The 14,571-nt window shown below is 62.8% G+C and carries 16 protein-coding genes; 1 reads left to right on the forward strand and 15 read right to left on the reverse strand.

Features of this window, described 5'->3' with window-relative positions:
* The first annotated feature begins 228 nt into the window (after window positions 1-228).
* A complete protein-coding gene (locus AC0L2B_RS28490) occupies window positions 229-444 on the forward strand; it encodes a hypothetical protein (protein ID WP_027153519.1) in 216 nt (71 codons plus the stop codon).
* Here the strand turns inward: AC0L2B_RS28490 and AC0L2B_RS28495 are convergent.
* The 15 genes from AC0L2B_RS28495 to AC0L2B_RS28565 form a co-directional block, all read right to left on the reverse strand.
* Window positions 441-1,475 (reverse strand): class I SAM-dependent methyltransferase, encoded by a 1,035-nt coding sequence (locus tag AC0L2B_RS28495; protein WP_473519872.1) that lies wholly within the window; start codon window positions 1,473-1,475, stop codon window positions 441-443. The two genes, AC0L2B_RS28490 and AC0L2B_RS28495, sit on opposite strands and share 4 nt — an antisense overlap.
* Window positions 1,472-2,461, reverse strand: coding sequence for a GNAT family N-acetyltransferase (locus AC0L2B_RS28500; RefSeq protein ID WP_128172221.1), 990 nt, complete (start codon window positions 2,459-2,461; stop codon window positions 1,472-1,474). Before AC0L2B_RS28500 ends, AC0L2B_RS28495 begins: the two co-directional genes overlap by 4 nt.
* Before the next feature lie 9 nt (window positions 2,462-2,470).
* The gene (locus tag AC0L2B_RS28505) at window positions 2,471-3,535 is read right to left on the reverse strand and encodes a glycosyltransferase (RefSeq protein WP_473747708.1); all 1,065 of its coding nucleotides are present in this window, start codon (window positions 3,533-3,535) and stop codon (window positions 2,471-2,473) included.
* The gene (locus tag AC0L2B_RS28510) at window positions 3,532-4,383 is read right to left on the reverse strand and encodes a PIG-L deacetylase family protein (protein WP_473747709.1); all 852 of its coding nucleotides are present in this window, start codon (window positions 4,381-4,383) and stop codon (window positions 3,532-3,534) included. The genes AC0L2B_RS28505 and AC0L2B_RS28510 overlap by 4 nt, the downstream gene beginning before the upstream one ends.
* A gap of 7 nt (window positions 4,384-4,390) precedes the next feature.
* A complete protein-coding gene (locus AC0L2B_RS28515; RefSeq protein ID WP_287217076.1) occupies window positions 4,391-5,323 on the reverse strand; it encodes a glycoside hydrolase 5 family protein in 933 nt (310 codons plus the stop codon).
* A complete protein-coding gene (locus AC0L2B_RS28520; protein ID WP_292526418.1) occupies window positions 5,316-6,077 on the reverse strand; it encodes a TIGR04290 family methyltransferase in 762 nt (253 codons plus the stop codon). Before AC0L2B_RS28520 ends, AC0L2B_RS28515 begins: the two co-directional genes overlap by 8 nt.
* Window positions 6,078-6,079: 2 nt before the next feature.
* Window positions 6,080-6,886, reverse strand: a complete 807-nt coding sequence (locus tag AC0L2B_RS28525; protein WP_473747710.1) for a sugar phosphate nucleotidyltransferase — start codon at window positions 6,884-6,886, stop codon at window positions 6,080-6,082.
* On the reverse strand, window positions 6,886-7,989 hold the full coding sequence (locus AC0L2B_RS28530; RefSeq protein WP_473747711.1) for a CgeB family protein: 1,104 nt from the start codon (window positions 7,987-7,989) through the stop codon (window positions 6,886-6,888). Before AC0L2B_RS28530 ends, AC0L2B_RS28525 begins: the two co-directional genes overlap by 1 nt.
* A gap of 13 nt (window positions 7,990-8,002) precedes the next feature.
* The gene (locus AC0L2B_RS28535) at window positions 8,003-8,599 is read right to left on the reverse strand and encodes a histidine phosphatase family protein (protein WP_473627354.1); all 597 of its coding nucleotides are present in this window, start codon (window positions 8,597-8,599) and stop codon (window positions 8,003-8,005) included.
* Window positions 8,596-9,699, reverse strand: a complete 1,104-nt coding sequence (locus AC0L2B_RS28540; protein ID WP_287050479.1) for an inositol-3-phosphate synthase — start codon at window positions 9,697-9,699, stop codon at window positions 8,596-8,598. The genes AC0L2B_RS28535 and AC0L2B_RS28540 overlap by 4 nt, the downstream gene beginning before the upstream one ends.
* A 161-nt stretch (window positions 9,700-9,860) precedes the next feature.
* Entirely contained in the window at window positions 9,861-10,010 is a 150-nt protein-coding gene (locus AC0L2B_RS28545; protein ID WP_084646751.1) for a hypothetical protein, read from the reverse strand.
* Window positions 10,011-10,171: 161 nt separating this feature from the next.
* A complete protein-coding gene (locus AC0L2B_RS28550; RefSeq protein ID WP_473513124.1) occupies window positions 10,172-11,218 on the reverse strand; it encodes a UDP-glucuronic acid decarboxylase family protein in 1,047 nt (348 codons plus the stop codon).
* A 23-nt stretch (window positions 11,219-11,241) separates the two neighbouring features.
* Window positions 11,242-12,351, reverse strand: a complete 1,110-nt coding sequence (locus AC0L2B_RS28555) for a CgeB family protein (protein ID WP_473747712.1) — start codon at window positions 12,349-12,351, stop codon at window positions 11,242-11,244.
* Entirely contained in the window at window positions 12,348-13,442 is a 1,095-nt protein-coding gene (locus AC0L2B_RS28560) for a CgeB family protein (RefSeq protein WP_473747713.1), read from the reverse strand. Before AC0L2B_RS28560 ends, AC0L2B_RS28555 begins: the two co-directional genes overlap by 4 nt.
* Window positions 13,439-14,569 (reverse strand): CgeB family protein, encoded by a 1,131-nt coding sequence (locus tag AC0L2B_RS28565; RefSeq protein WP_473747714.1) that lies wholly within the window; start codon window positions 14,567-14,569, stop codon window positions 13,439-13,441. Before AC0L2B_RS28565 ends, AC0L2B_RS28560 begins: the two co-directional genes overlap by 4 nt.
* Window positions 14,570-14,571: the final 2 nt, after the last annotated feature.

The following is a 14,571-nucleotide window of genomic DNA, read 5'->3' on the forward strand; positions in this document are numbered from 1 at the left end:
CGGCAATCAGAGTTTGCAAGGATTCGCGCGGCCTCACAGTCAGCGCCGTCCCTTGCACAGCCCGTCCCTTGCACAGCATTGTATCGAAGCTGCCGATCTCGTCGGGGAAGCCTATGCTTTCCCCTCGGGTCCTCCCGGCGCTGTTGCCGGGTGCGCTCGACATTTCGACTCTCGTGACCTCGACTGGCCACTGGTCATGATTGGCGTTTGCGGTTGCAGCAGTCAGTCTTGGGAGAGACGATCTGCGGCGTGATACTGATCGGAGTTGATCCGATTGCCATCGAGCCGGCGTTGCTCGGTGTGCTGCTTCCCAGGCTCTGCTGGACAAAGCAAAGCCGCGTTTCCTTGACCTTGTCCTTGGCCAAATCGGTCATCGCGCCGGCCGCCGGAGCCTTTATCTTGACGGCAGAGGTGATGTCTATCTTGCCGCCGGATGCCTTCTAGTCCTCCTTCGGATTGTCGGCACTCACAGGTGCCCTGTCTGTTTGGTGCGCGTGTCTCATTGACGCCCTCGTCTCTTTGACTCCCGAACAATCATTGCGCCGTAATGTTCCCTCGGATGCCACAAGAAGAAAGGCATTGCCGTCCCACAGCCGGAACGGCTTCGCGCCGTCAGCCACGACCTGCATGCCATGGGCTTCGGCGAGGCGGTGAACATCGGCACGATCCAGCGCCGTCGATCCGCGATAGGAGTAATTCAGAAGTGCTGCCACGCCTGACGGTTTCAGAACACGCGCAATTTCCTCGAAATACCGCTCCGCCAGGCCAGCCAGCACCAGATAGGGGAAGCTGTCGACAGCCAGCACGCAATCGAAGCTTGCGTTGGTAAAATCGGCGAGATCGAGACCAAAGGTCTGCCGCAGATCCACATTGCGCAGCCCGGCACATCGCCGACGAGCGACCGAAATCATCTCCAGGGATATGTCGATGCCGACGATCCGGTGCGCGGCATCCGAGAGCGCGCTTTCGAAGCGGCCGATGCCACAACCAATGTCCAGTATGTCCTGGTCGCGGCCGGTGAAGCCTTGCCGCTGCAACCATGCGACGATCTCGTCGGTGGCGGCGGTGAGTTTCTCCTCGTCTCCCAGCGAAGACAGTTGAACGCTCGCCGCCTGGGAAATCGTCGCCGCGGCATCAAAGCCGGCGGCCAGCCGCCTGACGACCGCGGCGTCAGTTTCCCATTCATCGCGTTCGTGGCGGACGGCGGCACCTGTTTGGCGCAGCGTGGTGAAGATGTCAGGCCTGTGACGAAGCAGATCGGCGATCCGCTCCAGTCTGTCGCGTTTTCGCAGGTCGGCTGAACGCATCTCCAGCGCCACATCGGCCAATTCTGCGGCATCGACCCCGGTCTCGAAGCGCAGCGCCAGTCTGGCAATGATGGCGTCGACGCAGGCGCCGTCGGCCATGCACTCCTCGATCAGCATTTTTGCGGTCGATGCCGCCTGGGGCGATGGCTTTCGTCCGGTGGCGCTCATCGAGCCATGCTCCGCGTCCAGACCTTTCGCATTGTCCATTGGTCGACGGCCCCCCAGCCATACTTGTAGCTCTCCTGGCCGCGCAGAAAATCGAACTCCCGCGCCCCTTCACGAGCCGCTTCGGCAATCGCGTGACCGATCAGGATTGCGCCGGGACTTTCCTCGGCATAGGCCGGATCAAAACCGCCAAGATAGGCGTAGGCGCGGTGGCGATGATGAAATCCGTAATAGGCGCCGACGACCGCATCGTCGATGGCAACAAGCCAGCATCGGACAAGACCCTGTGCGGCAAGCATGGGAAGCGCCTGCCGATGGAATTCTTCTGCAGCCGGATCGGCCAGGACGCCGTCGCCGCGCCCGGCCCAACGCGCGCCGTGAAGGCGGATCAGGTGATCGAAAAACGCTTTGAGATCGGCCTGCGCCGGTATGATGGAGACGCAGCCGCGCCGGCGTGCGGCATTGTGCGCGCGGCGCAACTGGCGTCTTCGCCGCGCCGGAATGCAGACCGCGAGCGCATCGTCGCCAGCGATCGGCAGCACGGGACAAGCGGCGTGGTCGACGGGTTGATCCGCCTCCAGCGCAGGGTGCGCGATAGTGAGACCGGCAGCACCGGCCGGCAGGTCCGGTAAGATCCATTGCGACCAATTGATCGCCAGAACCCGGTCGGCGATGACGGCGGCGACAGCCGCTTCGATGCCGGGGCAACACAGGACATCCAGGTAGTCGCTCAACGAAATCCCAACCGGAAGCAGTCTCGACCCGCAAGTTGCGTGTTCCAGGTAAAGCGGTGCCAATCCCACCAGATCGTCGCCTCGCCAGACGGCGATCGTCGCCAGCTCTCCGGGCGCGAATGCGCGCCACCACGGCACCAGCCAGGCGGGGCTTTGGAACGGCGTCGCTGTCCGGCTGTGCGCCCACAGCTCCCGCCAGCGCGGCGCCAGCGCCTCAAAGGCGGCCGGATCGTCGATGATCTCGGAGCGGAGCATGAAAGCCGCTCACTGCACCGCCGCCAGGCGCCTGCGGCCGGCACCAAGTCCTGCCAGCGCCTGGTAGGCGTCCATGTAAGACGAAATCATTTGGTCGAGCGAAAAGCGCCGCCGCGCCTCGGCCCGGCATGTCTCGGCATTCAGGCCGGAGGCTGCGACGATGGCCTCCGCCATCTCATGGATGTCGTTGACCAGAAAGCCCGTCTTGCCGTGTTCGACCACATCCGGCAGCGCACCGTTTGGAAAGGCGACGACCGGCGTGCCGCAGGCGAGAGCCTCCATCGCGACAAGCGAGCTGGTTTCCGCGGCAAGGCTGGGAATGACCAGGCAACGGGCGGCGTTGAGAAAGTGCCGCTTCGCGACGAAGCCGAGCGGACCGAGGAAGCGGCGGCGCTGGTCGAGGCGCGGCTGGACTTCGTCACGAAAGTACAGCGTGTGCGTTTCGTAAGGGTAGACCTTGCCGCCGATGATCAGCCGCACGCCAGCCTGTTTGGCCGCGTCCAGTGCCAGGTGGATGCCCTTTTCCGGGCAAATGCGGCTGAGCACCAGCGCGAAGTTGCGCTTGAACTGCCGACCGCTCAGCGCATCGATATCGACGCCGTTTGGAATGGGTGCCAGCAGCCTGGCACCCGGCGGCGCGGTCCTCTGTTGGGCCATCGAGACGGCGTGAAGCCATAGATCGTCGCGGACCGTGCGCAAGGCATCGGCGGGATACCAGTCGAGCGGCAGGTGCAGGCTTACCAGGGTCGGGCCATTATCAGGCAGATAGGCATCAAAATCGATGCCGTGCAGATGAACCACGTCGATCGGCCAACGGGCGCGTGCGACTTCTATCGCGGTGCGGTGAGAGCGCTGTGCCCGTTTCTTCGCCGCATCGTCGAGCACACCTGGTTCAGCAGGCGTCTCGATGAGCACGCCCGCCGCTTTCGAGCCCTGGCAACCGATCACGATGGAAGCGTGTCCCGCGCGCACGAGTGACTGGTCGAGCATCGACAGCACCTGCTCGGCACCGCCAACCGCATCCGGGCCGACTGGCGCGAGAGGGTAGGCGACGTTCAGGACGGTGAGGGTCATGGCCGGTCGAGCCCAAGCTCCTCATGCGCAGCGGCCGCGGCGTGAAGCCAAACCGCCGGCTCGAAGCCGAGCGGCAGCGCCTCGTAATAAAGCCTGCCGCTGTTCGGCAGCGCCAGGAAATCATAGGCAGGCGCCACCCGGAAACGTTCGATGCGCGCCGTGAACGGCGCCAGCGTCCGTTGCTGTGTCCGGTGGCAGGCCAGCATGCACTGCTTCCGTTCGAAAGCCGCTTCCGTAAGGTGCAATTCGATGCGCTCGCTGCCGGAACGACTGTTGAAATCCTGAAGGACCGCACCCTCAGGCCCGGCCGAATAGAACGCCATTTCGACGATGGCCGGTGCCTGGCGTCCGCCGCGGCGCAGCAAATGGCAGGCCGCATGGACGGCAAAGGCGGTCGCGTCATGATCGGGGTGACCACCTTCATAAGGATGCGTGCAGACGAAGCTGACATCGCGCTCGGCCAAAAGGCCGGTCAGTTCCCGTGCGAGCGAGCCAAGATTTCCGGCGGCCTGCTTGTCGGGATAACCGAGGCTGATCAGGGCCGTCGACGGCAATCCCGCTGCCGCCAGCGCCGCCTCCAACTCCCGATGGCGGGCCCCGGCATAGTCCTGCCACGTCTCGTAGCCGTATGCTCGCGCATCTTCAAGGTCTCGCGGCGCGCCATCGGTGACATGAACGATGCGAGATCCGCGCATGCCGGCAAGATGCCCGCCGATGCCGATGGTCTCGTCGTCCGGATGCGCGACAACGATCATGATTTCAGCACCGTCAGAGCCGCGCGGAGCAGCACCTAGCAACAAGGCCGCGAATTCGGCAAGCGGTCCGGACCTGTCAGCTGCGTGTTGCATGACACACTCATGCTGCCGAAGCCCGCACCGCTCTGACCGGCGAGGCAGCCATGGCGGGAGCGTAGCGGCGGGTCATCGTCGCGCAAAACTCCGCAAATTCCTCCGGTACCAGCGGCGGACTGGTGTGATGCGGCATCACTCCGCGGTGCTCTGGCGTGAAGCAGAAGGTGATGGTCACGTCGAAATCGGCAAGTGCTTCCATCTGCCGGTCGTACCAATCCAGCGCATTCGGCCTGAAACTGTCGGCCCACGAAAGCCCGGTGCGCAGATTGGTGACGCCCAGCCGTTTCATCCAGGCGACGGCGTCGTCCAGCCGGGGATCTTCAAAGTGGAACCATTGCACCAGCCCCATCCCGGGTGCGTAACGCAGGAATTCTTCGAGCGCGGGTTTCGGCGTGCCATCTTCGCGGAGCAGGCCCATGTAGAAGTGGCGATAGTAGGAGGAGCCTTCGGCCTCGCGATGACGCGTCGTTGCCCCCCATTCGCGCGGAAGATCGTAGAGGCTGTACCATTGCACGCGCGAGGCATTGCCGAGCAGCAGTTCGGCGCTCCGACGCAAACCCCAGAGCTGCACCTCCTCCGCCCCGAAGCTCGACACGCCAACTTCGCTGACCCATACGGGAAGATCGGTAACGGTCGAAATCTCGCCGATCTTCTGCGGCCATTCCTGAATCTGCCAGAGATTCCAGTCGAGTGGGAAACCATGCACGCCGACGGCATCGACATGATCGAGCACCCCGTATTGCTTCATGAGCGCCATGAAATCGGCATCGATCGGCGAAATGCCGCCCAGTATCCTGGTCACGGCCGGGTTTGCCGATGCGATCGCATCGGCGGCCAGTATTGCCATGTTGGCGAAGCGGCTCCAGTCGGGGTCGAGTTCGGGATCCCAATGGGATTTGTTGTTCGGCTCGTTCCAGATCATCGCGGCTTCAATCATGAAGTGGTCCTTTCGACGGGTAGACGGCGCCGCCGCCGGCCGGCTCACCGGCGGCGCGGCAGAAATAAACCTCTTGCTCCGGGTGCAGCACGATCTCGAAGCCGGCGCTGCGCAGCATCGCCTCTGTGCAGGCGCGATTGGGAATCCACCAGTTGGTCGGGTCGTCGGCATAGCGATGCTCGACGAAATGCAGCTTCGGAAACTCCGGCCGGTCGAACAGATCGTGGGTCCAGAAAGGATAATTCTCATCGAGTGCAGGCAGTTCGATGCTGCCGCGCTGCATGGATTGGAAGATCATCAGGTCGCCGGCAACGTGCTCCCGGATCAGATCGAGAGCGAGCAGCGGGTGGCGCAGGTGATAAAGCACGCCCATGAACAGGACGATGTCGAATTTCTCCCGCAGGGCGCCAACGTCGTAGACCGAAAGTTGCTGGAATTCGATGTCGCAGTCAGCGATTTCGGCGGCGAAGCGCGCCTGCGCCAGATAGGCTTCATCGAAGTCGATGCCGAGGACGCGGCCGGCGCCGCGTCGCTTCATTTCGATCGAGTAGAAGCCGGCGTTGCAGCCTATGTCGAGCACGGCCTTGCCGGACAGATCGGCAGGAATGGCGTCGGCGAACTTGCGCCATTTGATCAGCGGATAATTGCCGAGGAAATGGTCGGGGGCGGTTTCGACGCCCGCCAGTTCCATGTTGTGGAACCACGGGCCAAGGGCATCGATGCGGCGGCGGATTTCGGCGTTCGAATGCAGCATGGCTAGCCTCCTTCGCCTGGATGGCTTGGTATCTGCGCTTGCCCCGGCAGCACGAACATGAGGTTTTTCGTGTCCTCCAACGTAGTGTCGTTGTTCTCGAGCAGCCGAAGTGCGGTGCGGTAGCCGTTGAACGTGCCGACGTCGACATAGGCGGTGCCTGCCTTGACGCCGCAAGCCTCACCGCCGGCCGCCAGATAGGCGTTGATAAGGGTGCCGACATATTCGTCGCTTTGATCCCGCTCGCGCCAAAGCGCGGCAAGCTGGTGAAGTATGCGGCCCGGCATCTTGAACGCCCCCCAGATCCAGTTCGATGCAGCGCCTTGTTGCTTGACCTGGATCTCCTTCACCCGGTCATTCCCGTCGAGAACGACGGCATCGAAGAGTTCCGGGTGATCCACCGGGAAGAGCAAAAACGACAGCCGGTCGTCCGGCAGGCGGCAAAAGCCATCTTCCGGAAACCAGATCGTGTCGGGCAGGCCGACCAGAACCGTCTCGTCCGGCGCGACCAGCGGCGCGGCGCGGAAGATCGCGTCGCAAAGACCGACGGGGTTGGGCTGCACGACAAACAATGCGGCGGCGTCGCCGTAGCCGGCGGCGTAGTATTCGAGAATGTCTGATTTTCCCGATCCGATGACGAAGCAGATCTTGTCGACACCGTTGCGCACCATGCGACGCACCAGATACTCGCTCACCGCGCAAGGACGCTCGGTCTGGCCGTCGATGCGGCTGCCGACCGGCAGGAGCTCCTTTGAGAAGCCGAGCGGTTGAATGCGGCTGCCGCGGCCGGCGGCGGGCACGATGCCCAACATCAGATTGCTTCCTTCAAAGGCTCGCCCGCCGCCAAGCCCGGCAATGAATCGGACAGGAGGCGGTCCAGTTCCCTGGCGCGCTGCGCAGAGGTGTGTTCGTCCAACACCCGCTCGCGCGCCCGGCGCCGGATGGCGTCGACTTCGCTGTCAGGCAAGCCGACTGCCGCGACCACGTCGTCGGTGCTGTCCGCCAGGATGATCTCGCTGCCGGGCTGGAAAAAACTGCTCAGCCCGGGCCAGGTGTCGCTCACGATCGCCGCGCCGCAGGCTGCCGCCTCGAACAGCCTGCCCGAAGGACACCAGCCCCTCTTGGCCATCGCCTCGCGCGTCACGTTCAGCGTCAGGCGCGATGAGCAGAAGAAGGCCGGATGATCCGCAGGCGGAAGGTGCCTGACAAAGAAGATGTTTTCGCCCCACGGAAATTCCTGCGGATATTGGGCGCCGCCGATGACGAAACGGCGGTCCGGCAGGCGCGCTGCCGTGCGGACCAGCAGCTTTTCGACGCCGGCCTGGCGATCGGCCGCATACGTTCCGAGATAGGACAAATCCCCGGCGAATTCAGCCCGGGGCTGGGCCGGCCGGTGTCGGTCGGGATCGACATGGCCGTAGAGAGGCAAGACTCGGCGGGCGCCCAGCAGCGTTTTCAGCGCATCGATTGCGGTTCCCCCCGTATAACTGAGGGCGAGGTCGAAATCGTGAAGGCCCTCGGGCCCGTAATAGGCCGGTCGTAGACCTTGTTCTATCCGGGCGAGCGTGACGGGGGTGTCGAGATCGTAGAAAACCTTCAGCCCGCGACAGGCCTGCTGCGCCAGGCGCGATGCCTCCACGGCGTCGGGGCAATAGGACGTGACGATGACGACGTCGGATTCCCCGATAGCCTGTTCCGCGACATGGCGAATGTCCTCCCACTCCGGGTAGAGAACGACATTGCCACCATCGAGATGGTCAAGATCGCGTGCGCCGGCATAGTACGGGGTATTGCGTTCGAAAAAGCTGACCGACCAGCCCAGGCGACCGAGCGCACGGATCAGCCCGCGCCACAGCGTCGCGTGTCCGTTTCCCCACGAGGAGGTGACGGTGAGACCGAAAATGACCATACGCATCCGGCAGTCCTCGTCAGGCGGCTTCGTTCAGTCGGATCAGCTTGGAGCCCCAGTCACCGGACACGACCGTGGTGATCGAAGCGGGGTCGATATCGAAGCGAAAACAGTCTCCCAGCGGCAAGCCGAGCACCTTGCAGACGGCGGCTTTGATCACGTCGGCATGGCTGACCAGTGCCACGGACTGGTTCTGGTAGGGTTTGCGAAGCTGCTGCATCAGCGAGACGACACGTTGCTGGACGTCCAGCATGGTCTCGCCGCCGGGCGTCCTCGCCTGCTGGCGTTGACTGTTCCACGTCAGCCAGTCGGCGTCCTGGCTCAACTCTTCGAAGGTCTTGCCCGACCAGGCGCCGAAGTCGATCTCATCGAGTTCCTGGCGGATTGTAATCTTCTCGCGATTGCGGGCGATTGCGATCGGTTTTGCGGTTTCCATGGTTCGTTCGCGCGGGCTGCAACAGATGGCCGCCAGCGGCCGCGGCGCCATGTGGCTGGCAAGGCGCGAGGCTTGTGCCCTGCCGGTTTCGCCGAGGCAAACTCCAGCCATGCGTCCGGCAAGATAGTCGCCGACATTGTCGTGCGCCGCATGGCGGATCAAGAAGAACGTCGTCGTCATTCCGCGGCATCAAGCATCGGCTCGTCCCTCCCGGCTATGAAAGACAGCGTGCGCAGGCGTGCCTCGGCATCGGTGAACTGCTCGGGCGGCGACTTCATGAAATAGCTGCAAGGGCCGGTCAGCGCCCCCGCGATGCCGCGGTCAAGCGCCAGCTTGGCGCAGCGGACAGCGTCGATAACAACCCCGGCCGAGTTGGGCGAATCCCATACTTCCAGTTTGAGCTCTGCATTCAGCGGCACGCCGCCGAACGTCGTGCCTTCAACGCGGATGTAGGCCCATTTTCGATCGGTAAGCCAGGGCACATGGTCGCTGGGGCCGACATGGATGTTGCCGGCCTCCAGGGGGACGTCGAACTGGCTGGCTACGGATTGTGTCTTGGAGATTTTCTTCGATTCCAGCCGCTCGCGTTCCAGCATGTTGAGGAAATCGGTGTTGCCGCCGAAATTCAGCTGGTAGGTGCGGTCGATGCGGACGCCGCGCTCGCGGAACAGATTGGCGAGCAACCGGTGCACGATCGTCGCGCCGACCTGGCTTTTGATATCGTCGCCGACCAGCGGCAGACCGCGCTGCTCAAAGCGCCGGCGCCATTCCGGCCGCGATGCGATAAAAACCGGTATGCAGTTGACGAAGGCGCAGCCGGCCTCGAGCGCGCACTCTGCATAAAAACGCGTGGCTTCTTCCGAGCCGACCGGCAGATATGAGACCAGTACGTCGGCGCCGCTTTCCCGAAGCAGCGCGCTGACATTCGCGACCGGTTCTTCTGCCTCCTCGATCTCATCGCGCAGATATTTGCCGATGCCGTCAAGTGTCGGTCCGCGCTCGACGCGAACGCCGGTTGCCGCAACATCGGCAAAGCGGAAGGTATTGTTGGGCGCATTGTATATGGCTTCCGCCACATCACGCCCAACTTTGCCCTTGGCGACGTCGAAAGCACAAACCACCTCGATATCGGCGACATGATAGCCGCCAAGATCAGCATGCATCAGGCCCGGTATCGGCTCATTGCCTCTGGCGTCCCGATAATATGAGAGGCCCTGGACAAGGGAGGATGCGCAATTGCCGACGCCGGCTATTCCAATCCGTACCTTTTTTGATCCCACGAAACTGCCGCCATCGCTGTTGAAGGTAAGTTCCTCGCGCCGAACTGTCAGCTGCCAGGAATGTTCCTTGCGACCTGGAAAAATCACCAACCTCTTCGGATCAAAGTTGCGCCCTGTATTTTGCGTTGCCTAGGCCGATCGAAGCCTGAGCGACGCGAGCCTCAATCGAGCGTTCGCAGCATATCCGCTTCTTTTTCCAGAATGGTGGCCACTTCCTCGCGCTCAAGATGCGTCATCATCAGGCTCACACAGCATTCGAGGTAGGTGATCGAGGCACGTCTCAGAAAGGCAGCCGCTTCCCGTTCTGCCATTTGCTCGATGTCCCTGGCGGATCGTTTTCGATGCACGGGTCCGTTCTCCCTGCCGATATTCGCCCAACGGCGAGCTAGACCGGATGTTCCCACAACGAGAAAAAGTGAAGACGCCTGTCGGGATGGTCTCACCATGCCCGAGGGCATAGCTCTCCCCGACTTCAGGCCGGCAGGTTTTGCAGTCGGCCTGAAACGGACCTCACGCTTGTCGCAGTTGGGGAGATTCGATCCTCGTTACGGCTGGCCTCGAGCTCCATGAAATAGCTGATCGTCTGCATCAGGCCTTGCTTGAGTGGCACCTTTGGCGACCAGTCGAGAAGGGCTTTTGCACGGGAAATGTCCGGTTGCCTCCGGCGAGGATCGTCTTGCGGCAGTGGCAGGAATTTGAAGGCCGAGTTGCTGTGGGTCATATCCCTCACCAATCCGGCCAGTTGAAGAACGGTGAATTCCCCGGGATTGCCCAAATTGACCGGTTGGTTCGGATTGGGATCGACATCCATGAGGCGGACCAGACCCTCGACCAGATCGGAGACGTAGCAGAACGACCTGGTCTGCAGCCCGTCGCCGAAAATCGTCAGCGGTCTCTTCTCGAGCGCCTGCATCACCAGGTTCGAGACGATCCGGCCGTCGGCAGGATCCATCCGCGGACCATAGGTGTTGAAGATGCGCGCGACCCGGATGTCGGCCGTTTCGGTTCTCAAATAGTCGAAGCACAAGGTTTCGGCGGTTCGCTTGCCCTCGTCATAGCAGGCACGAGGACCGGTGCAGTTCACGTGACCCACATAGTCTTCCGTTTGCGGGTGCTGTTCCGGATCGCCATACACTTCGCTTGTCGATGCCTGCAGGAGGCGCGCATTGTTTCGGGCGGCAAGCTCAAGCAGATTGAGGGTTCCGATCACGCAGGTCCGCGTGGTGTGAATCGGGTCAGCCTGGTAGCGCGGCGGCGATGCGGCGCACGCCAGGTTGAAAATGCGGTCGACCGGCTCAGCAAGGTCCAATGGTCGGCAAATATCCTGCTCGATCAGCCGGAAACGAGGACTGTCCAGCATCGAGACGATGTTTTCCATCCGACCGGTAAGAAAATTGTCGACACAGATCACACGGCACCCGGCCTGAAGCAGTGTCTCGCAAAGATGCGAACCGAGGAAACCCGCGCCGCCGGCGACAAGCGCCGTTCTGGTCCGTTGTGTCCTTCTTGATTGCCGCATCTCTATTTTCTCCTGTCTGCCAGTCATGCTGCACTTTCGATGTTCAGATCGAGCGCTGGACGTGCCGATCTTGGCCGCGCCAGCAGCGAAACGAATTCGCGGGCTCTCGCGGCGCTTGTATGTGCCGCCAGGATCGTTGCACGCGCTCGCTTGGCCAAAGCAAGCCTGACGCGGTCGGATTGGCTGGACAGGATATCGATCACGTCTTCGGCTTGGCCCGCCGTGTTGATCGTGGCTGTCGGAAAGAAGCTGTCCAGACCGGTCCAGCGATCGCTGATGATCGCTGTGCCACAGGCAGCCGCCTCGAAGAGGCGTACGCTGGGAGACCACCCAGCCGCTATCATGGAGCTGCGCGTGACGTTCAACGTATAGCGCTGGCGGCTGTAGAACGAGGCGTGGTCCGCCGGCGGCAGGTGCTCGATGCGATCGACGTTGCTTGGCCAGACGGTCTCGGACGGGAATTGCGAGCCGGCCACGACGAAGCGACGGTCCGGCATGCGTCTTGCCGGTTCGAGCAGGAGAGCATCCAGCGTCGCCTGCCGGTCCGAGCTGTAAGTGCCGAGATAGCCAAGGTCCCAGCAGATCGGATCGGCCGTTCGGCGATGCCGCTCCGGGTCGACGGAGCAGTAGAGCGGCTCCGCGCACCGTGCACCGAAGTCCGCCGCCAATCGGGCGAGTGTTGGCCCGCCGGTGAACGAGAAATAGACGTCGAAATACGGGATCTGCCGCCGGCATAGGTAGTCGCAATCATCCGCGGCGAGCTTGGCCAGCGTGACCGGCGTGTCGATGTCGTAGAAGCAGAACTGGCCCGTGCACAGGGACGCGACGATGTCGATGACGGCTCGCCCCTCCGGAACGAACGACCCAACCACTACGACATCGGCCTGTTGCAGAGAGCCGGCATAGGTCCGACGAAGATCGTTCGCCGTTTCGTAGTAGCGCAACGTGCAGAAATCCGGGTCGCGCAGATCGCGATGGTTCGCGTACCACGGCACGTCGCGCTCCAGGAAGGTGACGCGATGGCCGAGCTCGTGCAGGCCCTTCAGCAACCCCCTAAAGGTCGTGGCATGGCCGTTTCCCCATGAAGAGGACAACGACAGGCCAAGAAAGACGATGTCGAGCCGCTGGGTCATTCCGCTGCCTCCACGGTGGGGCGCTCGAAATGACGCCTGAAGACAGCGTCGGCGACAGCGGCCCTTAACGCATAGGTATGCTCGGCGAGAACACGCCGAAGCGCAGATGCGCCGATCGCCCTTGCCCGCTGGGGGGTGAGGGTGCGCAAGATCTCAGTGACATCATTACCATCGCGCGCCACCAGGATCTCTTCCCCGGGGGCCAGGAACAATTCGACGCCGAGCCAGGCATCGGTGATGAGGCATGCGCCGGCACCGGCAGCCTCGAAGACGCGCGTGGCAGGCGAAAAGCCGTTGGCGACCATGCTGTCGCGGCTGATGTTCAGCACCGCCTTGGGGGTGACGTTGAACGCATTATGGTCCCGCGTCCCGACGTGGCCGAGCCATGCGACATTTGCCGGCAGCTGCTTGTCACCCCAACCAGATCCGCCGAGCAGGAAACGCTGACCGCCCGAACGGTTGGCCGGATCGAGGAAGAAGGCTTCGACGCGTGCTTCACGGTCCGGCAGGCGGTTGCCGAGAAAGGCGAGGTCGCAGGCGAAACGCTTGTCCTTCGCGACCGGATGGTGCGTTTCGGGATCGAGCGCGTTGTAGATCGGCACGCACTCGGCAGCCCCCAGCGCACGATAGGCCCAGACGACCGGATCGCCGCCGCCATAGGTGAGGACAAGGTCGATCTCCCGCAACGCGCGGTGCAGGGGGTGATCCGGCTCGTCGCGCAATTGGCCCAGAGTGGCCGGTGCGTCGACATCCCAGAACACCGTCAGCGCATCCGTCCGGGCGTGGTCGAGTACGGCGCGCAGCAGCGCCTCGTCTTCGAAGCCGACTCCGCTGGCCTTGACGACGATATCAGCTTCGCCTGCGCTTGCTGCCACCTGCATCAGCGCATGCGGGGTCGCCTCGTAGATGACGACGTTGCACCAGTCCGGTGCCTCGATATCGCGGTTCTTCTGCCGGTCGTAAACGTCCGGTTCATAGAACGTGATCTCGTAGCCGAGCTGAGAAAGAGCCTTCAGCAATCCGCGGTAATAAGTCGCCGCGCCGTTCCAATAGGACGACAGCAGGCTCGATCCATAAAATGCAATCTTCATGCGACTGTCTCCTCTATGGCGATGCGATCGATGGCCTGGCGGTTGCCGCATTCGGCGAGCACGTCGAACAACTCGTCCGCCCGGTGGCGGCAAGTGTGTCGCCTCCCGATGGTTTCGAGGCCCGATTTCACCAGAGAGGCGGCCAGGTGGGCATCATCCAGCACGTCGCGAAGATGACGGCACATCTCGGACCCGTCGCGCGCGAAAAGAAAGTCGATACCTGGCCTGAAGAGTTGTTCGACATCGGCCCAAGGCGCCGACACGAGCGGGATGCCACAGGCGAGCGCCTCGAACATGCGGATCGTCGGGATGCCGGGCAGGTTCTCCCGATACGGGCGCCGCGGGATGTGGACGGTAACGCGGTGGGCCGCGAATGCCTTGGGCACGTCGGCATTGGCAATCCAGCCTTCGTATTCCAGGCCGGCGGCAGCAAGATCGGCGAGCGCTTCGCGTGGATAGCGCACGCCATGAACAGTGCCACGCAGGCGAAGTTCTTCCACCGGATCGATCAGGAATTCCTTGATTTCGGCACTGCGCTCGTCATCGCCCCAGTTGCCGATCCAGATCAGATCGGCAGTCGGGTCGATCTCCGGGTGAGGCTTGAACAGGCGCTCATCCGCCGCCTCGTGCCAGGTGAAGGCACGTTTGCCCCAGCCGGCGCGAAGATAGCTTTCCCGCAACGCCTCGCCGAAGGCGAGCACGCCGTCATAATGCTCCAGCCGCAGGGCCGAGATCGCCTGCGTCGCCGACACGGCGCGATGGTGGGTGTCATGGAACAGAAGCGTGAAACCGCCTCCATTCGCCTTGGCCCCGCCGATGCGCTCGACAAGTTCCGGGTCAGTCCATTCGTGGACGATCACCACATCGGCGTCGGCAATCCAGCTTTCATGGTCGAAGGACGCGTCGTAGGTCACCGGCATCAGCTCCGGAAAATCTTTTCTGAAGCGCTCGACCGCGTAGGGCCCTTTCTCTGCCAGCAGGTTCGAACGGCTCCAGCCATCTGCTGGCTCCAGCGCGATCGCCTGGTGCCCGCGTGCAACAAGCTCCCGCATGATGCCGCGCAGGAAATGTGCGTTGCCGTGGTTCCAGTCGGAAACGACCGAATGGGTATAGAACAGGAACCGCATTG

The organism is Mesorhizobium sp. WSM4815 (assembly GCF_055811575.1).